This window comes from Achromobacter marplatensis (assembly GCF_002209535.1).
GTDB lineage: Bacteria > Pseudomonadota > Gammaproteobacteria > Burkholderiales > Burkholderiaceae_B > Achromobacter > Achromobacter marplatensis.
Genome location: NZ_NJIG01000012.1, coordinates 1 through 19,888 on the forward strand (window position 1 = coordinate 1; position 19,888 = coordinate 19,888).

The 19,888-nt window shown below is 64.9% G+C and carries 18 protein-coding genes and 1 tRNA gene; 13 read left to right on the forward strand and 6 right to left on the reverse strand.

What is annotated here, in order from left to right:
• The 5 genes from CEY09_RS23560 to CEY09_RS23580 form a co-directional block, all read left to right on the forward strand.
• Window positions 1-82: IS3 family transposase (locus tag CEY09_RS23560; protein WP_143219578.1), on the forward strand; the 82-nt coding region annotated here is incomplete at its 5' end.
• A gap of 202 nt (window positions 83-284) precedes the next feature.
• Window positions 285-1,943, forward strand: coding sequence for a 2,3-epoxybenzoyl-CoA dihydrolase (boxC, locus tag CEY09_RS23565; RefSeq protein ID WP_088590480.1), 1,659 nt, complete (start codon window positions 285-287; stop codon window positions 1,941-1,943).
• Between the two features lie 19 nt (window positions 1,944-1,962).
• Window positions 1,963-3,390 (forward strand): benzoyl-CoA 2,3-epoxidase subunit BoxB, encoded by a 1,428-nt coding sequence (gene boxB, locus CEY09_RS23570; protein ID WP_006222822.1) that lies wholly within the window; start codon window positions 1,963-1,965, stop codon window positions 3,388-3,390.
• A 54-nt stretch (window positions 3,391-3,444) separates the two neighbouring features.
• Window positions 3,445-4,692: a benzoyl-CoA 2,3-epoxidase subunit BoxA gene (boxA, locus tag CEY09_RS23575; protein ID WP_088590481.1), complete on the forward strand. Its 1,248-nt coding sequence runs from the start codon at window positions 3,445-3,447 to the stop codon at window positions 4,690-4,692.
• An 81-nt stretch (window positions 4,693-4,773) separates the two neighbouring features.
• Window positions 4,774-5,217 carry a MaoC family dehydratase gene (locus tag CEY09_RS23580; protein ID WP_006222824.1) on the forward strand — a complete coding sequence of 148 codons (444 nt, stop codon included), beginning with the start codon at window positions 4,774-4,776 and terminating at the stop codon, window positions 5,215-5,217.
• Between the two features lie 63 nt (window positions 5,218-5,280).
• Here the strand turns inward: CEY09_RS23580 and CEY09_RS23585 are convergent, their stop codons facing one another.
• The 3 genes from CEY09_RS23585 to CEY09_RS23595 form a co-directional block, all read right to left on the reverse strand.
• Window positions 5,281-6,279, reverse strand: a complete 999-nt coding sequence (locus CEY09_RS23585; protein ID WP_088590482.1) for a TRAP transporter substrate-binding protein — start codon at window positions 6,277-6,279, stop codon at window positions 5,281-5,283.
• A 174-nt stretch (window positions 6,280-6,453) separates the two neighbouring features.
• A complete protein-coding gene (locus tag CEY09_RS23590) occupies window positions 6,454-7,647 on the reverse strand; it encodes an acyl-CoA dehydrogenase (protein WP_006222826.1) in 1,194 nt (397 codons plus the stop codon).
• A gap of 132 nt (window positions 7,648-7,779) precedes the next feature.
• Complete coding sequence (locus CEY09_RS23595; protein ID WP_006222827.1) at window positions 7,780-9,462, reverse strand: thiamine pyrophosphate-binding protein; 1,683 nt, start codon at window positions 9,460-9,462, stop codon at window positions 7,780-7,782.
• A 170-nt stretch (window positions 9,463-9,632) separates the two neighbouring features.
• Between CEY09_RS23595 and CEY09_RS23600 the strand changes: the two genes are divergently transcribed.
• The 4 genes from CEY09_RS23600 to CEY09_RS23615 all read left to right on the forward strand — a co-directional run bounded on the left by CEY09_RS23600 (window position 9,633) and on the right by CEY09_RS23615 (window position 12,803).
• Window positions 9,633-10,547, forward strand: coding sequence for a LysR substrate-binding domain-containing protein (locus CEY09_RS23600; protein WP_088590483.1), 915 nt, complete (start codon window positions 9,633-9,635; stop codon window positions 10,545-10,547).
• 5 nt (window positions 10,548-10,552) lie between these two features.
• Window positions 10,553-11,536 carry a site-specific tyrosine recombinase XerD gene (gene xerD, locus CEY09_RS23605; RefSeq protein ID WP_088590567.1) on the forward strand — a complete coding sequence of 328 codons (984 nt, stop codon included), beginning with the start codon at window positions 10,553-10,555 and terminating at the stop codon, window positions 11,534-11,536.
• 65 nt (window positions 11,537-11,601) lie between these two features.
• The gene (ybaK, locus tag CEY09_RS23610; protein ID WP_088590484.1) at window positions 11,602-12,090 is read left to right on the forward strand and encodes a Cys-tRNA(Pro) deacylase; all 489 of its coding nucleotides are present in this window, start codon (window positions 11,602-11,604) and stop codon (window positions 12,088-12,090) included.
• A gap of 134 nt (window positions 12,091-12,224) precedes the next feature.
• Window positions 12,225-12,803, forward strand: a complete 579-nt coding sequence (locus CEY09_RS23615; protein WP_006222832.1) for a DJ-1/PfpI family protein — start codon at window positions 12,225-12,227, stop codon at window positions 12,801-12,803.
• Window positions 12,804-12,890: 87 nt separating this feature from the next.
• Here the strand turns inward: CEY09_RS23615 and adhP are convergent, their stop codons facing one another.
• Complete coding sequence (gene adhP, locus CEY09_RS23620) at window positions 12,891-13,916, reverse strand: alcohol dehydrogenase AdhP (RefSeq protein ID WP_088590485.1); 1,026 nt, start codon at window positions 13,914-13,916, stop codon at window positions 12,891-12,893.
• Between the two features lie 250 nt (window positions 13,917-14,166).
• Between adhP and CEY09_RS23625 the strand changes: the two genes are divergently transcribed.
• Window positions 14,167-14,556 carry a ribbon-helix-helix domain-containing protein gene (locus CEY09_RS23625; RefSeq protein ID WP_006222834.1) on the forward strand — a complete coding sequence of 130 codons (390 nt, stop codon included), beginning with the start codon at window positions 14,167-14,169 and terminating at the stop codon, window positions 14,554-14,556.
• A gap of 70 nt (window positions 14,557-14,626) precedes the next feature.
• Here the strand turns inward: CEY09_RS23625 and pbpG are convergent, their stop codons facing one another.
• Together pbpG and CEY09_RS23635 are read right to left on the reverse strand one after the other, a co-directional pair.
• Window positions 14,627-15,841, reverse strand: a complete 1,215-nt coding sequence (gene pbpG / locus CEY09_RS23630) for a D-alanyl-D-alanine endopeptidase (RefSeq protein WP_167390151.1) — start codon at window positions 15,839-15,841, stop codon at window positions 14,627-14,629.
• A gap of 310 nt (window positions 15,842-16,151) precedes the next feature.
• A tRNA-Arg gene (locus tag CEY09_RS23635) sits at window positions 16,152-16,226 on the reverse strand.
• Between the two features lie 294 nt (window positions 16,227-16,520).
• Between CEY09_RS23635 and CEY09_RS23640 the strand changes: the two genes are divergently transcribed.
• The 3 genes from CEY09_RS23640 to CEY09_RS23650 are packed head-to-tail and all read left to right on the forward strand — an operon-like array spanning window position 16,521 to window position 19,872.
• Window positions 16,521-17,291 (forward strand): enoyl-CoA hydratase/isomerase family protein, encoded by a 771-nt coding sequence (locus CEY09_RS23640; RefSeq protein WP_088590486.1) that lies wholly within the window; start codon window positions 16,521-16,523, stop codon window positions 17,289-17,291.
• Window positions 17,288-18,919 (forward strand): AMP-binding protein, encoded by a 1,632-nt coding sequence (locus CEY09_RS23645; RefSeq protein ID WP_175216790.1) that lies wholly within the window; start codon window positions 17,288-17,290, stop codon window positions 18,917-18,919. Before CEY09_RS23640 ends, CEY09_RS23645 begins: the two co-directional genes overlap by 4 nt.
• Window positions 18,916-19,872, forward strand: a complete 957-nt coding sequence (locus tag CEY09_RS23650) for a hydroxymethylglutaryl-CoA lyase (RefSeq protein ID WP_088590487.1) — start codon at window positions 18,916-18,918, stop codon at window positions 19,870-19,872. Before CEY09_RS23645 ends, CEY09_RS23650 begins: the two co-directional genes overlap by 4 nt.
• Window positions 19,873-19,888: the final 16 nt, after the last annotated feature.

The window sequence follows — 19,888 nt, forward strand, 5'->3', positions numbered from 1 at the left end:
TTACTACAATCACCACCGCATCAAGCTCAAGCTAAAAGGCCTGAGCCCGGTGCAATACCGAGCTCAGGCCTTCGGGCTTTAGCTTCCTCTGACCGTCCAACTTCTGGGGGTCAGTTCATACCGGGCGGCCTTTTTGCATCTGGCCACCAACTCGCTCCTGAGACGCAATCTGCACTTTTATGCATATCTTGCTTGACGCGGTTTTTTTCCTGCACTAATCTGCACAATAATTCATGTGATGCAGTATTTTTCCTGTCCAGGCAGGGCGTACGAGGAGACACACTATGAGCAGCACCATCAACCGGGTCGATTTTCGGACGCAGCCCGAGCACTACCGCCACTGGCGCCTGACGTTCGACGGCCCGGTCGCCACGCTGGCCATGGATGTGGCGGAAGACGGCGGCCTGCGCCCCGGCTACAAGCTGAAGCTGAACTCCTACGACCTGGGCGTGGACATCGAATTGCATGACGCCCTGCAGCGCATCCGCTTCGAACATCCGGAAGTGCGCAGCGTGGTCGTGACCAGCATGAAGGACCGCATCTTCTGTTCCGGCGCCAATATCTTCATGCTGGGGCTGTCTTCGCATGCCTGGAAGGTCAACTTCTGCAAGTTCACCAACGAAACGCGTAATGGCATCGAAGATTCCAGCCGCCACAGCGGCCTGAAGTTCATCGCCGCGCTGAACGGCGCCTGCGCCGGCGGGGGCTACGAACTGGCCCTGGCCTGCGACGAGATCCTGCTGATCGATGACCGTTCGTCCTCCGTGGCGCTGCCCGAAGTACCGCTGCTGGGCGTGCTGCCCGGCACGGGCGGCCTGACCCGCGTGACCGACAAGCGCCGCGTGCGCCACGACCACGCCGACATCTTCTGCACGCTGGTCGAAGGCGTGCGCGGCCAGCGCGCCAAGGACTGGCGCCTGGTCGACGACGTGGTCAAGCCTGCGCGCTTCGAGGCGGCCGTGCGCGAACGCGCGCTGGCGCTGGCCGAAAGCAGCGACCGGCAGCCGGGCGAACAGGGCATCGCGCTGATGCCGGTGCAGCGCACCGAAAGCGCGGACGGCCTGGCCTACCGCTACGTGGATATCCAGCTGGACCGCGAGAAGCGCCAAGCCACCTGGACCGTGCGCGCCCCGCAAGGCCCGGTCGAATCCGAACTGGCGGACATCGTCGCCGCCGGGGCCGCGTGGTGGCCGTTGCAGATGGCGCGCGAACTGGACGACGCCATCCTGTCCATGCGCACCAACGAACTCGACATCGGCACCTGGATCCTGAAGACCGAAGGTGATGCCGACGCCGTACTGGCCGCCGATGCCGCGCTGCAACGCCACGCCGGCCATTGGTTCGTGCGCGAAACCGCCGGCATGCTGCGCCGCACGCTGGCGCGCCTGGACGTGACGTCGCGCAGCCTGTTCGCGCTGATCGAGCCGGGCTCTTGCTTTGCGGGCACGTTGCTGGAACTGGCGCTGGCGGCAGACCGCAGCTACATGCTGGACAACGAGGACGCGTCGGCGCCCGCGCAGATCGTGGTGGGCGAACGCAACTTCGGCGCTTATCCGCTGGTGAACGGCCAAAGCCGCCTGCAGCGCCGCTTCTATGAAGAAACCGCGCCGCTGGAAGCCGTGCGCGCCCGCGCCGGGCAGCGGCTGTCGGCCACCGATGCCTTCGACCTGGGCCTGGTGACCTTCGCGCCCGACAGCATCGATTGGGACGACGAGGTGCGGATGATGCTGGAAGAACGCCGCGCGCTGTCGCCCGACGCCTTGACCGGGCTGGAGGCGAACTTGCGCTTCGGCGGCAAGGAAACGATGGAGACGCGCATCTTCGGCCGGCTGACCGCCTGGCAGAACTGGATTTTCAACCGTCCCAATGCGGCCGGCGACAAAGGCGCGCTGAAGCTTTACGGGAAGGGCGAACAGGCCGCATTCGACTGGAACCGGGTCTGAACAAGAAAAGGAGCGAGACATGTCTGGAATCAATTACACCGATAAGATCCCCAATAACGTCAACCTGTCCGGCGACCGCACCTTGCAACGCGCGCTGGAGCATTGGCAGCCCAACTACCTGCAATGGTGGCAGGACATGGGGCCCGACGGCTCGCACGGTTTCGACGTCTACCTGCGCACCGCAGTCAGCGTGGAACCCGACGGCTGGGCCAATTTCAACCACGTCCGCATGCCCGACTACCGCTGGGGAATCTTCCTGGCGCCGCAGGACGGCCAGCGCAAGATCCACTTCGGCGAAAACATGGGGCGTGACGTCTGGCAGGACGTGCCCGGCGAACACCGCGCCAACCTGCGCCGCATCATCGTCACGCAAGGCGACACCGAGCCCGCCTCCATCGAACAGCAGCGCCATCTTGGCCTGACCGCGCCGTCGCAGTACGACCTGCGCAACCTGTTCCAGATCAACGTCGAAGAAGGCCGCCACCTGTGGGCGATGGTCTACTTGCTGCACCGCTACTTCGGCCGCGACGGGCGTGAAGAGGCCGACGCGTTGCTGCAGCGCAGTTCGGGCGACTCCGACAACCCGCGCATCCTGGGCGCGTTCAACGAGAAGACGCCGGACTGGCTGGCCTTCTACATGTTCACGTACTTCACGGACCGCGACGGCAAGTTCCAGCTGTGCGCGTTGGCCGAGTCCAGCTTCGACCCGCTAGCCCGCACCACCAAGTTCATGCTGACCGAAGAAGCGCACCACATGTTCGTGGGAGAATCGGGCATTTCCCGCGTGATCCAGCGCACCTGCGAAGTGATGAACCAGCTGAAGACCGATGACCCCGAAAGCGTGCGCGCCGCCGGCGTGATCGACCTGCCGACCATCCAGCGCTACCTGAACTTCCACTACAGCGTCACCATCGACCTGTTCGGCGCGGACCAGTCCTCCAACGCTGCGATCTTCTACGGTTCCGGGCTGAAGGGCCGCTACGAGGAATCCAAGCGCACCGACGATCATCAACTGAAGAACGACACCTACCGCGTGCTGACCGTGAACAACGGCAAATTGAACGAGGTCGAAGTGCCGATGCTGAACGCCTTGAACGAAGTGCTGCGCGACGACTTCATCCGCGATTCGGTGGCCGGCATCGGGCGCTGGAACAAAGTCATCGAGAAAAGCGGCATTCCTTTTCGCCTGCATGTGCCGCACAAGGCGTTCAACCGCCAGATCGGCACGCTGGCCGGCATCCGCATGTCTCCCGAAGGCGAGATCCTGTCGGAATCCCAATGGCAGGCCAACAGCCACAAATGGCTGCCCACGCCGGAAGACCGCGCGTTTGTCGCGTCGCTGATGGGCCGCGTCACCGAACCCGGCAAGTTCGCCAATTGGATCGCGCCGCCCGTCATGGGCATCAACCGCCAGCCGGTTAATTTCGACTACGTCCGTTTCAACTAAGGCGACAGGGCGGCGCGTCCGCGCGCCGTCCGCCAGCGCATTGGGAAGACTGCGATGAACGCCCCCCTGCCCGTACAAGTGCTCAAGCAGCATCTGATCGACCCCGAGATCTGCATCCGCTGCAACACCTGCGAAGAAACCTGTCCGGTCGACGCGATCACGCACGATTCGAACAACTATGTGGTGGATCCCGATATCTGCAACGGCTGCATGGCTTGCGTGCCGCCGTGCCCCACGGGGTCGATCGACAACTGGCGGCTGGTGCTGCGCGCCGACGCGTATTCAGTGCAGGATCAGTTGGGTTGGGAAGAACTGCCCGGGGAAAAGGCCTTGCCGGAAGCGGTGGATGCCGGCGCGGGCGATGAACCTCTCGCAGCCCTGGCCGATACGCCGGCGCCTGCCGCGCCCGCCTCATTTTCGTCGGCGGGTGCGTCGGTTCCGCCGTGGTCTGCCGCGCATCCCTACGTCAATCTCTACACGCACAAGGCGCCGATGACGGCCACGGTGGTGGGCAACTACCGCGTGACCGGCGCCGACACCGAAAGCGATATCCACCACATCGTGCTGGACTTCGGCGAGCTGCCGTTTCCGGTGCTGGAAGGGCAGTCCATCGGCATCCTGCCGCCGGGCACGGATGCCCAGGGCCGGCCGCACCACGCGAGGCAGTATTCGCTGGCCAGTCCGCGCGATGGCGAACGCGCCGGCTACAACAACCTGTCGCTGACCGTGAAGCGCGTGACCGAAGACCACGGCGGCGCTGCTGCGCATGGCGTGTGTTCCAACTATCTGTGCGACTTGGCCAAGAACGACACGGTGCAGGTGATCGGCCCGTTCGGCCATACCTTCCTGATGCCGAACCACCCCCGCGCCAATCTCATCATGATCTGCACGGGCACCGGTTCGGCGCCGATGCGCGCCATGACCGAGCGCTACCGCCGGCGCATCGACACCGGGGAAAACGGCCGGCTGATGCTGTTCTTTGGCGCCCGCACCGAACGCGAACTGCCGTACTTCGGCCCGCTGATGAAGCTGCCCCGCGACTTCATCGACATCAACCTGGCGCTTTCGCGCGAGGCTGGCCAACCCAAGCGATACGTGCAGGACCTGATCCGGGAACGGGCTGCCCAGGTGCAGGACTTGCTGAGCGACCGCAACACCTGCATCTACGTGTGCGGCTTGAAGGGCATGGAAGTCGGCGTGCTGGACGCGTTGCGCGAAGTGACGATGCAAGCGGGGCAGGATTGGTCTATCCTGCATGAGGTGCTGCGCCGCGAAGGGCGCCTGCATTTCGAGACGTACTGAATCCAGAAACTTGAGCGTGACTCACGTGAAAAACGGCGCGCCACGGCGCGCCGTTCGCGTTGGTCAGGGGGATAATCAAAGATGAAGTTCGCCGAATTCAAAGACGGCATGTTGATCAAGGCGGGTCCGGTCACCATTACCGAGGCCGAGATCCTGGAGTTCGCACGCAAGTTCGATCCCCAGTGGTTCCACACGGACCCGCAACGGGCCGCGGAAGGGCGTTGGGGCGGCCTGATCGCTAGCGGCTGGCATACCTGCGCACTGGCCATGCGCATGGCGGTGGACGCCGCGCTGCATGACTCCGAGTCCTTCGGTTCCCCCGGCCTGGGCGAAGTGCGCTGGCGTACGCCGGTGCGGCCGGGCGACACCTTGCGCCTGGAAGCGCGGGTGCAGGGCGCCCGTACCTCATCTTCTCGTCCCGATCTGGGCATCATCACGTGGGCCTGGACGGTGATCAATCAGCACGATGAAGGCGTGCTGGAACTGGACGCGACGAGTCTCTTCGATTTGTCGGGCGAGAACTAGGCTCGGCGGCCTGCTCAGCCCCTAATCCACCCGCCCGGTCCCCTTGGCAGCCCGCTTGCACCGTCAGCGGTTGGCTCCCCGTTTCAGGATGCCTGCGGCTTCGGGGCCGACCGCCGTTTTCCAGGCCTGCACCGAATCCGCCGCGGCGCTGCGCAGCGCACGGCGCACAGCAGACGGTACGGCCGTATTGATCGCGACGCCGTTCTTGCGCATGTTGGCGTAGTTTTGCTGCAGGCGGCCGTCGATCCGCTTCCATTGCTCGGTTTCCGTCTGCGCCGCAGCCTGGTCGATGGCGCGCCGTGAGCGCTCGTCCAGGGCCTGATACGCCTGCAGGTTCATCGTCGCGACTGAAATCGGCATTGCGTAGTTGATCTCGGCGAAGTGGGGCAGATGTTCCCAAAGCTTCCGCCCGGCGCCCCCGTCGCCCGACGACAGCACGGCGTTCACCTCGCCCGCGACGATACGCGGCATGGCGTCGGCAAATGAAATGTTCTCCGCGCGGGCCCCGGCCTTCTGCATCACTTCCTGGGACGTGGCGTCATAGGTGCGGATGCTCAGGCTCTTAAGCGCGGCCAGGCCGTCGATCTTCTGTTTGGACCAGATACCGGAAGCGGGCCACGGTGTGGTGTAGAGCAACTTCTGGCCGTGGGCGGCCAGCAGCTTTTCATAGGCGGGGCGCGCCGCCTTGTTCAAGTTGCGCGCCTTGGCCAGCGAGTCCGCCAGGAAGGGCAACGACGATACGCCGAACAGCGGATATTTCGTGGCCAGCGCCCCGGCGAAGGCGTCGCCGGCGTCCACCGTGCGGGCCTCGACGGCATCGATCATGTCGCCCGACTTGATGCCCTTGGACGCGTCGTACGTGGCATCGATCACCACATTGCCCGCCGTCTTCGCACGGACCAGGTCCGCAAACGTGGAAACGCCTTGCCCGGGCATGGACGTCGCCGGGTACTCGGTCGTCATGGTGAGGGTGGTGACGGCGTAGGCGCCATGGGCGCTGAGCAGCAGAGCGATACCCGCCAGCAGGCGGAAGGGGGGGCGGAAGAGGGGGCGGACGGGCATTCGCGACTCCTGGTCGGGGCAAGTGCCACAAAGCGTACGGCGTGTGCAAGCCGCGGCCAATACGGGCTAACGGCAATGCGCAACGCCCCGGCCCCGCGGACTCGGTCCCAACGTTCGGAAACGAAAAAGCCGCCCCGAAGGGCGGCTTTACGCGGCATAAGGCCAGTCAAGCGATCAATAGAACGCCTGGATGCCGGTTTGCGCGCGGCCCAGGATCAGGGCGTGCACGTCGTGGGTGCCTTCGTAGGTGTTGACCACTTCCAGGTTCACCAGGTGGCGGGCTACGCCGAACTCGTCGGAGATGCCGTTGCCGCCCAGCATGTCGCGGGCCAGGCGGGCGATGTCCAATGCCTTGCCGCAAGAGTTACGCTTCATGATCGAGGTGATCTCGACGGCGGCGGTGCCTTCGTCCTTCATGCGGCCCAGGCGCAGGCAGCCTTGCAGCGCCAGCGTGATTTCAGTCTGCATGTCGGCCAGCTTCTTCTGGATCAGCTGGTTGGCGGCCAAGGGGCGGCCGAACTGCTTGCGGTCCAGCGTGTACTGGCGGGCGGTGTGCCAGCAGGCTTCAGCCGCGCCGACAGCGCCCCAGGCGATGCCGTAGCGGGCGGAATTCAGGCAGGTAAACGGACCCTTCAGGCCGGACACGCCGGGCATCATCTGGTCTTCCGAGATTTCGACTTCGTCCATGACGATTTCGCCGGTGATCGAGGCGCGCAGGCCGACCTTGCCGTGGATGGCCGGAGCCGACAGGCCCTTCATGCCCTTTTCCAGGATGAAGCCGCGGATCTTGCCGTCGAACTCGCCGCCGACGCACTTGGCCCACACCACGAACACGTCGGCGATGGGGGAGTTGGTGATCCACATCTTGTTGCCCGACACCTTGTAGCCGTCGGACGTCTTGACGGCACGGGTTTCCATGCCGCCGGGGTCGGAGCCGTGGTTCGGTTCGGTCAGGCCGAAGCAGCCGATCCATTCGCCGCGAGCCAGCTTGGGCAGGTACTTCTGCTTTTGCGCTTCGCTGCCGAATTCGTTGATCGGCACCATGACCAGCGACGACTGCACGCTCATCATCGAGCGGTAGCCGGAGTCGATGCGTTCGACTTCTCGCGCGATCAGGCCGTAGCTGACGTAGTTCAGGCCAGCGCCGCCGTAGGCTTCAGGAATGGTGGCGCCCAGCAGGCCGAGTTCGCCCATTTCCGAGAAGATTTCCGGATCGGTCTTCTCGTTGCGGAAGGCGTTCAGCACGCGGGGGGCAAGCTTGTCCTGCGAATAGGCATAGGCGGCGTCGCGCACCATGCGTTCTTCTTCGGTCAGTTGCTGGTCCAGCAACAGGGGATCTTGCCATTGAAAAGAAGGATTCGAGGACATGCTGGGTCTCCGCTATGGATTTCCGTATTCGGAATCTAGAAAGTTTAAACCTAAAATAATTCGGGCGGCAAGTTGGGGTTTGCACGGCAGCGCGCCAGAGGCTTGCCGCCGGCGATGCCGCCCGGTCTGGTATCAGTGCTGGGCCTTCAGCGCCGCGTCGCGGATCTTTTCCAAGGTCGTCGACGGGGTGATGGTTTCCGGATCGATGAAGCAGTGCAAAATCGCCGGTTTGCCGCTGGCCAGCGCCCGCTCGAAGGCGGGGCCGAACTCGTCGGTGGTCTCGACCCGTTCGCCATGGCCGCCGAAGGCGCGCGCGTAATCGGCGAAATCCGGATTCTTGAGTTCGGTCGCGGAAATGCGGCCGGGGTAGTGCTTTTCCTGGTGCATGCGGATGGTGCCGTACATGCCGTTGTCGACCAGCACCACGATGATGGGCAGGTCGTACTGGACGGCCGTGGCGAATTCCTGGCCATGCATCAGGAAGCAGCCGTCGCCCGCGAAGCAGACGACGGTCTTGTCTGGCCAGACGCGCTTGGCGCCGACGGCGGCCGGCAGGCCGTAGCCCATCGAGCCCGAGGTGGGCGCCAGTTGCGTGCCAAAACGGGTGAAGCGGTGAAAGCGGTGCAGCCAGGTAGCGTAGTTGCCCGCGCCGTTGGTCATGATGGCATCGGCAGGCAGCGTCTTTTCCAGGTAGGCCATGACCTGGCCCATTTGCAGCGCGCCCGGGGTGGTGATGGTTTCCGGGTCGCTCCATTTCAGGTACGACTCGCGCATGGCCTGGGTGCCTTCGGCCCACACGGGCTTGGCAGGCGCCTTCAGGCCGGCCAGCGATGCCGCGAAGGCGGCCGGCGACGTGTTGATGGCAAGGGTGGCGCGGTACACGCGGCCCAGCTCGGCGGTGTCGGGATGCACGTGCACCAGCTTTTGCTTGGGCACCGGGATGTCCAGCAGCGTGTAGGCCTGGCTGGGGTTTTCCGACATGCGGCCGCCCACCAGCAGGATCAGGTCCGCATCGGCCACCCGCTTGAGCAGTGCCGGGTTGATGCCCAGGCCCACGTCGCCGATGAAGCACGGGTGGTCGGCCGGGAATAGCATCTGGCGGCGGAACGAGACTGCGGTGGGCAGCGCATGGCGCTGCGCGAAATCGGCGAACTGCTGCACGGCGCGCGCATCCCAGCGCGTGCCGCCCAGGATGGCGACCGGGTTCTTGGCGTCGGCCAGCAGCTTTTCCAGGTCGGCCAGCTGGCCGGCCGTGGGGGCGGATTCGATCAATTCGTAGCGCGGCGCGTCGGCCACCTTGGCGGCTTCGACCAGCATGTCCTCGGGCAGAGCGATCACGACCGGGCCGGGGCGGCCCGAAGTCGCAATGTGGAAGGCGCGCGAGATCAGCTCGGGAATGCGTTCCACCTGGTCGATCTCGGTGACCCACTTGGCCTGCGTGCCGAACACGGCGCGGTAGTCCATTTCCTGAAAGGCTTCGCGTTCGCGCATGCCGCGTTCGATCTGGCCCACGAACAGGATCAGGGGCGTGGAGTCCTGCTTGGCGATGTGCACGCCGGCCAGCGCGTTGGACGCGCCCGGGCCTCGGGTGACCATGCAGATGCCGGGCTCGCCGGTCAGCTTGCCGTGGGCATCGGCCATCATGGCCGCGCCGCCTTCCTGACGGCAGACGGTGACCTTGATGTCAGCGTCGTGCAGGCCGTCCAACACCGCCAGGTAGCTCTCGCCGGGCACGCAGAAAACATGTTTGACGCCCTGGGCAACCAGTTGGTCGACCAGAATGTGACCGCCAAGGCGGGAATCTTGCTGGGGCATGATGGGATGTCGTGGTGAGCCGAGGATAAGACTCCCGAGCATATGTTCCTTGATCGCACAACGCAATTGATAAAATTGCACAATCTATTGATCCCCTGGCACGTAGTGCCTTGTTGCGCCGCCGCAAGCAGCGCGCCCGGTTCAGGCCGGTTTCAGGCAGTTCCCGTCCCATGAGAAACGGCATTCCCAATCTGAGCGCGCTACAGGCGTTCGAAGCATCGGCCCGGCTGGGCAGCTTTTCGCGTGCGGCCGAGGAACTGTCCCTGACGCACAGCGCGGTCTACCGGCAAGTGGCCAGCCTGGAATCGCGACTGGGGGTGCAGTTGTTCACCCGGGTGCGGCGGCGCATCGTGCTGACCGACCACGGGGCCGAATACGCGGGCCGGATCCGTCACCATCTGGACCAGATCGAAAAAGACACCTTCGGGCTGGTCAGCCGCACGGGCATGGGGCGCAGCATCCATATCGCGGTGGTGCCCACTCTGGCCACCACCTGGCTGATTCCGCGCCTGGCGGATTTCCAGCGGGAACATGGGGACATCACTGTCAGCCTGTCAGTGCGCACCTTGCCCTTCCAATTCAAGGACCAGCCCTTCGACGGCGCGCTCTACCATGGCGACGGCTTGTGGCCGGGCACCCAGGGCGTGCTGCTGTTTCCCGAGCGCGAACTGGTGCCGGTGTGCGCGCCGGAACTGGCGGCTCGCGTGGCCCAGGTGTCGGACGCGGGCGTCAGCGCGCTGGCCGGCATGACCCACTTGCATCTGGCCTCGCGGCCGGACGCCTGGCGGCAGTGGTACGGCGCCAACAACCATTTGTACGGTCCGCAGGCGGCGGGCGGCCCGCGCTATGAGCTCTTCACCATGGTGATGGCGGCCGTGCAGGCCGGCCTGGGGGTGGGGCTGATGCCGCGCTTCCTGGCGCAGCCTGCGCTGGACCAGGGCACGCTCAAGATGCCGGTGCCGCAGTCCCTGACGGTCAGCCAAGGCTATTATTTCGGCTACCCGCAACGCAGCGAACGGTCCGACGCGCTCAAACTCTTCGAGAGCTGGTTGAAGTCCGCCGCCGCCGGCGTGGGCGAAAGGTGAACCGCATGTCAGATCCCCGCCCGCCGCTGGCCTCCCAGGCCGATATCGACGCCTTCATCGACGCCGTCTGGCTGGAAGACGGCCTCTCGGCCAACACGCTGGCCGCCTATCGCCGCGACCTGACCGGCTTTGCCCGCTGGCTGGAAGACCCCGACGCCTACGCCCGCGAGATGGCCGACCGCTATGGCGACGCCGCCCATGCCCACGCGCTGCCCGCCGGCCCCGCCAAACCCCTGAACGAGGCGCAAAAGGCCGACATCGAGGCCTGGTTCGCGTTCCGCCACGACGAAACCCGTGCCACCACGGTCAATCGCCGGCTGGCGGCCTTGCGCCGCTTTTACGCCTGGGCCTTGCGTGAACATCGCGCCGAACGGGATCCCTGCCTGACGCTCATCGCCGCCAAGCAGCCGCCGCGCCTGCCCAAGACCCTGTCCGAACAGCAGGTGGACGCCTTGCTGCGCGCGCCCGATCTGGGCCAGCCGCGCGGCCTGCGTGACCGCGCCATGCTGGAAACGCTGTACGCCACCGGCTTGCGCGTGTCGGAACTGGTGGGCGTGCGCGCGCTGGATGTCAGCCTGAATGAAGGCGTGGTGCGCGTGGTGCTGGGCAAGGGCGGCAAAGATCGCTTGGTGCCGCTGGGCGCCGAGGCGGCGCATTGGATCGACCAATATTTGAAGACCGCCCGGCCCGAGCTGGCGGCAGGGCGCCAGAGCGATGCGCTGTTTATCACCGGCCGCGCCGAAGCGATGTCGCGCCAGGCCTTCTGGCAGCTCGTGAAGAAATACGCGCTGCTGGCAGACATCCACGCCCCGTTGTCGCCGCATGTGCTGCGCCACGCGTTCGCCACCCACCTGCTGAATCACGGCGCCGACCTGCGCGTGGTGCAGATGCTGCTGGGCCATGCGGACATTTCCACCACGCAGATCTATACCCACGTGGCGCGCGAACGTCTGAAGGCGCTGCATGCGGCGCATCACCCTCGCGGCTAGCCGCCCGCGCCGTTCAACGCCTGCCACTGCCTTACACTTTTCGTTTTCCCGATTGACGCCTACCCATGAGCAAAGCCCGCCACGTTTCTGAAACGCCCGCCACCCAGTTCCTGAAGCAGAACAAGGTGGCCTATACGGAACACACCTATGACTACGTGGACCATGGCGGCGCCGGCGAAGCGGCGCGCCAATTGGGCCTGGACCCGCACGCGGTGGTGAAGACGCTGGTGATGGAAGACGAATCCGCCAAGCCGCTGATCGTGGTCATGCATGGCGACCGCGAAGTCTCCACCAAGAACCTGGCGCGCCAGGCCGGCCTGAAAAAGGTCGAACCCTGCAAGCCCGAGGTCGCACAGCGGCATTCCGGCTACCAGGTGGGCGGCACGTCGCCGTTCGGCACGCGCAAGAAGATGCCGGTGTGGGTGGAAGCCGAGGTGCTGGAATACCCCGTCGTCTATATCAACGGCGGGCGGCGCGGCTACCTGATCGGTATCGATCCCAAGGTCCTGGTGACGCTGCTGGGCGCCAAGGGCGTGTCCGTCGCGCTGGAATAACGGCCGGTCCCGGGCGCGGTATTCCCATACCACCCGTCTGATTTCCGCCAGGGGCACAATGGGGGCAGAACATCAAGAACCGGAGCCCGGCCAGTCGGGTGCGCAACCGGCTCCCCCACCCCTAGGAGACAATCATGAGCAAGAGACTGTTGATGCTGGTCGGCGATTACGCCGAAGACTACGAAACCATGGTGCCGTTCCAGACGCTGTTGGCGGTGGGGCACACGGTGCATGCGGTCTGCCCGGACAAGAAAGCGGGCGACACCATCGCCACCGCGATCCATGATTTCGAAGGCGCACAGACCTACAGCGAAAAACGCGGTCACAATTTTGCGCTGAATTTCGACTTCGATCGCGTCGAACCGTCGTCTTACGACGGCCTGGTGATCCCTGGCGGTCGCGCGCCCGAATACCTGCGTTTGAATGAAAAGGTGCTGGATATCGTGCGCGGCTTCGACCAGGCCGGCAAGCCGATCGCGGCGGTGTGCCATGGCGCGCAGCTGCTGGCCGCAGCCGGCATCCTGAAAGGCCGCACCTGCTCGGCATACCCTGCTTGCGCGCCCGAAGTCCGGCTGGCCGGCGGCACCTACGCCGAGATCGGCATCGACCAGGCCTACACCGACGGCAATCTGGTGACGGCGCCCGCATGGCCTGCGCATCCGGCGTGGCTGTCGCAGTTCCTGGCCGTGCTGGGCACGAAGATCACGCCCTGAGGGCAGGGCTTCAGGCCACATGAATGCGCAAGGCGCGTGGGGCGAATGCCGCCCCACGCGCCTTGTGGTTGATGGCTGACGATCAGGTCAGGCGAAATCCAGCACGATGCGGCCTTCGATCTGGCCCTGCTTCATGCGGTCGAACACGCTGTTGATGTTCTCCAGGCTCTCCGTGGCGACGGTGGCATGCACCTTGCCTTCTTCGGCGAATTGCAGCGATTCCTGCAAGTCCAGGCGCGACCCTACGATGGAGCCGCGTACGGTGACGCCGTTGAGCACCATGTCGAAGATCGACAGCGGGAAATCGCCCGGCGGCAAGCCATTGAGCGCCACGGTGCCGCCGCGGCGCACCATGCCCAGCGCCTGTTCGAACGCCTTGGGCGACACGGCCGTAATCAGGGCGCCATGCGCGCCGCCGATTTCGCGCTTCAGGTAGGCGGCGGGATCGGTGGTCTTGGCGTTGACGGTCACTTCCGCGCCCAGGCGGCGCGCGAAGTCCAGCTTGGCGTCATCGATGTCCACCGCGGCGACATTCAGGCCCATTGCCTTGGCATACTGCACGGCCATGTGGCCCAGCCCGCCGATGCCCGAAATCACGACCCAGTTGCCGGGGCGCGTGTCGGTCATCTTCAGGCCCTTGTAGACGGTGACGCCCGCGCACAGCACCGGGGCGATGTCGACGAATCCCACGTTCTTGGGCAACAACCCCACGTAATCGGCCGCGGCAAGGGCGTACTCGGCGAAGCCGCCATTCACGGAGTAGCCGGCGTTCTGCTGCTGTTCGCACAGGGTTTCCCAGCCGCCCAGGCAGTGCTCGCAATGGCCGCAGGCAGAGTACAGCCACGGGATGCCGACGCGGTCGCCTTCCTTCACATGGGTGACGCCTGCGCCCACGGCCACGACGAAGCCCACGCCTTCGTGGCCGGGGATGAACGGAGGATTGGGTTTGACGGGCCAGTCGCCTTCGACGGCGTGCAGATCGGTGTGGCAGACGCCGCACGCTTCGATCTTCACCAGCAGTTCGCCCGGACCGGGGCGGGGTACCTCGACTTCTTCGATTACCAGGGGCTTGCCGAATGCGCGTGCAACTGCGGCCTTCATGGTCTTGTTCATCACTACCTCCGAAGTCTGATCAGTTTCACTATGCTCGAACGCCCGCGCGTTCAAGACCATGATTTATATCAACCCAGGCGGCATGCGACGTCGGCGGGAAACGTGTGGTTGCAGAATGACGGGGCCGCAGCCGGGTGGCGCAGGACGCGGCGAGGGAGTCCGGTGCCTTGCGGGCGGTGCACCAAACGTCGTACAGTGGTCCTGGCGTGCCACCACGGCGGCCGCCTTGCCCCCTGGCACCGGAGCTCTCATGTGTGAAATCTTCATCCGCGCGAGCGAGCAGTCCTACGCGCCCGAAACCCGTTCGCTGCGCCTGCACGGCGTGGCGACCAGCTTGCGGCTGGAGCAATTGTTTTGGCAGGTCCTGGAAGAGATCGCCGGGCGCGACAACATGCGCGTCACGCAACTGATCGAACGCCTGTACGACGAGCTGATCGAATACCGCGGCGAGGCCGCCAACTTCACATCGTTCCTGCGCGTGTGCTGCCTGCGCTATCAGCTGCTGCAGGCTGAAGGCCGGATTCCGCTGGACGCGGCGGTGCCGATCCGGTCCTTGAATCCGCAAGCCGTGCTGGAAGGGTTGCCGGCGTCGTTGTACGACGCGAAACCGCTACGCGTGAAGCGGCCGGTTGCCGCGTAACGTCAGACCGCCACCCAAAGAAAAAGGCCCGATCGGATCGGGCCTTTTTTCATTGGCGAGGGGCCAGCGTTCAACCGCCTGGCTGGATCGAGGCCAGCGCCACTTCGCTTTGCACGATGCGGCGGATGCGCACGGCGTCACCGATGCGCGACAGCTTGCCTTGCGAATCCAGCAGCACGATGGCGAGGTCGCGGCCATTGATGCGGGCCAGCATCACCAGGCATTCGCCTGCTTCGTTGATGTAGCCGGTCTTGGACACCTTGATGTCCCAGTCGGGCTTGCGCACCAGCAGGTTGGTGTTGCGGAAGGTCTGCGTGCGGTTGTTGATCTCAACGTCGTACTCGGTATCGGTCGAGTAGCGGTGGATCAGCGGGCGCTGCGAGGCTGCACGCAGCAGGCGGGCCAGATCATGCGGCGAAGACACGTTGTTGCTGGACAGGCCCGTCGGCTCGATGAAGTGCGTGCTGCTCATGCCCAGCGACAGCGCCTTGGCATTCATGGCGGCCACGAAAGCGGGCAAGCCGCCGGGGTAGTGGCGGCCCAGCGCGTTGGCGGCGCGGTTCTCGGACGACATCAGCGCCAGGTGCAGCATGTCGCCGCGCGACAGCTTGGTGCCCACGCGCAGGCGCGACGTGGTGTGCTTCAGACCGTCGACATCCTCGTCGGTGATCTCCAGCATTTCATCCATCGGCAGGTTGGCGTCCACGACGACGACCGCGGTCATCAGCTTGGAGATGGACGCGATGGGGCGCACGACGTTTTCGTTCTTGGCAAACAGGACGGTCGACGTTTCCAGGTCTTGCACGTAGGCGGTGCTGGAACGCAGCGCGGCGGCTTCGGCGCGCACGGAGACGGCGGGCGGCGGCATGGCGGCGGATACCGCCGCTGCGGTGCGCTGCCCGCGTCCGGCCTTGTTCGGCGTGCCGTTCTTGCCGGCCGCGGCACCCTTCTTGGGCGGCGTGCCTTTGGCGGCCACCTGCTTGCCGCCCTTGGGCGGCGCCTTCTTGGCGGTGGACGAGGACTGGGGCGAGCCCTTCTTAGCTGCCGGCGCGGCTTTCTTGGCGGCCGGGGCGGCCTGCTTGCCGGCCGCGCTCTTGCCCGAGCCGGCCTTCGGGGCGGGCGCCTTCTTGGCTTGTTGCGCCTTGCAAGCCGCCGACTTGGCGTTCGTCTTGCAGGGGTCAGAATTCTTCGCGGCCAGCGCGGCCGGGGGGACGAGGAGCGCGCACATCGCCAGCGCCGCCGGCGCTACCGCGTTCGCAATTGCACGTTTCCAGGAAAATGCCATGGTTTGAGCAGGCTTGTCAGTCTGTGAAGAAATATTTCTTAAGCCGGCGTTTCGTCGGTTCAAAAAAATCCAGAGGAATTAGGGGCTTACGCGTCGAATTTAAACAGCACATCAAGTTGCGCGCAAGACGATTCGCTATCATCGCTGAAAAAAATAACGGTGACGTATTGACGCAGATTCAATTCGTCACAAGACGCGACATGAGAAGCTAACTGCGCGGCGCGCAAGAGCGTAGCCCGGATTAACCCTCATCTGGCTGAACGTGCGGCATTTCGGGGGGAAGGTGCGGCGTCGGAACCGAAGCCGGGGTTGGCCTCGCCGGGTGGAATCGAACCACCAATTGACCCTTAGGAGGGGCCGGTTATATCCATTTAACTACGGCGAGACGGTCAAAACTTGGGCGTCGAAGCGGTCGCGTGGAGGCGAATTTCTTCTCTAGTGCCTTGATATTGCAGGGAAACACCCGGGCGGAGTGTATCACTAATCAAGGTAAATCCAGACCGCTGACAGGGCGCAAGTCTAGCAGAGGCGGCGGGGCTTGCGCCCAAAGCGATAAATCGGTCCGTCTGGGCGGTACTCGCCCGGACCCAATGACGCGAAATGCCTCCTGAAAAAGTAGTGGATTAAATCAACTATATGCCGTAAAGTCGCTCAATACCTAGAACATTCAGGAGCAGGCATGACCCCGACTTTTCACACGATCTTGCTGGACGTGCAGGACCGTGTCGCCACGGTGACGCTGAACCGACCCGATAGCCGAAACGCGCTGAACTCGTTGATGTGCGCCGAGCTGGTGCAGGCCATGGGCTTGCTGGCTGCGGACTCCGCTGTCAATGTGGTGCTGATCCAGGCGGCCGGGGTGGCGTTCTGCGCCGGCGCCGATCTGAAAGAGCGCAAGACCATGAGCACGTCGGAGATGACCGCCCGGCGCGTGCAGGGGTTTGCCGCCTATGGCGCGATCGAGCGCATGCCGCAGCCCGTGATCGCCGTTGTGCAGGGGCCGGCATTCGGGTCGGGCTGCGAGATCGCTGCGGCGTGTGATTTCGTGCTGGCTTCGTCCGACGCGATTTTCTGCTACCCCGAAGTGGGGTGGGGCACCGTGGGCGCCACGCAGCGGTTGCCGCGCATTGCTGGGGCCCGCAAGGCCAAGGAACTGCTGTTCACCGGCCGCCGCTTCGATGCGGCCGAAGCCTGCGAGATCGGCTTGGTGAATCAGGTGCATGCACCGGACGCCTTGCCGCGGGAAGCGCTTGAAATGGCGAAGAAGATCGCGGGCGCCTCGCCCTTGACGGTCAGACTGACCAAACGCAGCATCGATCAAGGTCTGGCCACCACGCGAGAAGGCGCCATGGCGATTGAGCTGCTGGCGATCGAAGAGAATCTGCGCGGCACGGATTGGCGTCAGGCAATTGCCGGGTTCGGCGCATCGGACAAAGGGGACCGCGCATGATCGCCGCTCCGATTACGTTGTCTCAGGCATTGGAGCGGGTGGCGCTTGAACGCCCGCACGCGCAGGCGTTTGTTGCGCCGGGCGAACGGCATGACTGGCGCACGATGTGCGACCAGGCACGACACATTGCGCGGGCCCTGCACGCCGCAGGCGTGCGGCATGGCGACCACGTTGGCGTGTTGCTGGGCAATAGCGGCATGTGGGTGCAGATCTTCTATGCCTGCGCGATGTTGGGCGCCGTCACGGTGCCGGTTAATACGCGCTTCAAGACCGAGGAGCTGGAGTTCTGCCTGAAGCAGGCGGACGTGAAGCTGCTGCTTACGGCGGACACGTTCCTGGGCATCGATTTCCTGGCGCTGCTAAGCCAGGTGGAACCGGCGCTGGACCGCGCCAATGGCTTGCCGGGCGAGCGCCTGCCTCGCCTGCGCCAAGTCGTGGTGTTGGGAGACCGGTGTCCGCCGGGGGCGCGAAGCTGGCATGACTTCCTGGCTGCGGGAAATGCGGTGGACGATGCGCAGTTGCAGGCTTGCGTGCAGGCGGTGACGCCTGACGATGTGCTGCTGATCCAGTACACCTCTGGAACGACCTCGTTTCCCAAGGGCGTGATGTTGACGCATGCCAACATGTTGACCAACGCGTGGGCGGCGGCGCAGCGTATCGGCGTCAACGCCGATGACCGCTATTTCAGCATCCGGCCGTACTTTCACGTGGCCGGCACTACCTTGTCGATCCTGGTCAGCCTGGTGACGGGGTGCTGCTTGCTGACGCTGCCCAAGTTCGAGGTGGCGGATGCGCTGCAAATGCTGGATGCCGAGCGCTGCACGCTGACTTCCGGCAACGACACGATCTTCCTGATGCTGATGGGTCATCCCGATTTCGACCGCTCGCGGATTCATTTGCGCGGCGGCTGGGCGGCCGCAGGGCCGCAGGTGATGCAGAAGATCCGCGACGTCATGGGCGTCGCAGGCATGTGCAACGCCTATGGCCAATCCGAGGCGTCTCCCAACATCACGCTGTCGTCCCACGACGATCCGTTTGTGCTGCGTGCCGCGGGCTGGGCGCTGCCGCATCCGGGCATGGAAGTGCGGGTGGTGGATCCGGGCACGGGGGTGCCGGTGGCCGTCGGCGAGGCAGGCGAAATCCAGGCGCGTGGCTGGAGCGTCATGAAGGGCTACTACAACATGCCGGAGGCGACCGCGCGCGCCCTGAGCGAAGACGGGTGGCTAAGCACCGGCGACCGGGGCGAAATGGACGCGGCAGGGCGCCTGCGCATGGTGGGCAGATTGAAGGACATGTTCCGCGTCGGCGGCGAAAACGTCGCGCCAGCTGAAGTGGAGGAAGTGCTGCATGCGCATCCCGCCGTACGCATGGCGCAAGTGGTGGGCGTGCCCGACGCGCGCCTGGGCGAAGTGCCTGCGGCCTTCGTGCTGTTGAAAGACGGGCGCGAGTGCACCGCCGATGAGTTGACCGCCTGGTGCAAGCAACGCTGCGCCAACTACAAGGTGCCGCGCCATGTGGCCGTGGTCGACAGCTTTGAGCACATCGGCATGACGGGCAGTTCCAAAGTGCAGAAGAACAAGCTGCGCGCGCATGCGATCGCATTGTTCGGCCTGGAGCAAATCGCATGAGCGCGCGCGATGTGGTGCTGTGCGAATGCTTCGCCCGCGACGGTTTGCAGCACGAGCCCGAATTCATCGGCACGGCGATCAAGTCGGACTTGATCGACCGCTTTGCGCGCATGGGATTCGAGCGGGTGGAAGCGACGTCCTATTCCAATCCCAAAGTCGTGCCGCAGTTTGCCGACGCCAGCGAACTGCTGGCCATGCTGCCGCGCCGCGCGGGCGTCTGGTACAAGGCGACCTGCGCCAATGCCCGCGCCGTGCAGCGCGCGCTGGCGGATCAGGATGCGGGTATCGGCGCCAACGAGATCAGCCTGCTGGTGTCGGCCAGCGCGTCGCATTCGCTGCGCAACCTGAAGCGCGAGCGCGCCGCGCAGTGGGAAAACATCGCGGAAATGGCGGGTCTGGCCAATGGCCGCTTGCGGATGGTCGGCACGATTTCGGTCGCGTTCGGATGCCCCTTCGAAGGCGCGGTGGATCCGGACTCCGTGCTGGAAGACGTAGGGCGGTTCGCGCAGTTGGGCGTGGGCATCGTCACGCTGGGCGACACCACCGGCATGGCAACGCCCTCGGCTGTGCGCGACCTGTATCGCCGCATGGCAAGCGCGTTTCCCCAATTGACGCCGGTTGCGCATTTTCACGATACGCGGGGGACTGGGCTCGTGAACTACGTGTCCGCCCTGGAGGCCGGCGTGCGGCATTTCGATTGCGCGTTCGGCGGTGTCGGCGGGCATCCGGCCAAGGTCCGGTATGGCGGCGGCCATACGGGCAACGTGGCAACGGAAGACCTGGTCAGCCTGTTTGAATCCATGGGCGTGCGCACGGGCCTGGACCTGGATGCGATGGACGAGGTCTCGCAGTTCTGCCAGCAAACGCTGGGGCGGCCGCTGCATAGCCGGGTTGCGTTAAGCGGCCTGAATCCGCTGATTCCAGGCGCGCGGCAAGCGCCGGGCGCACCATGACAGGGGCGAGCCGCAT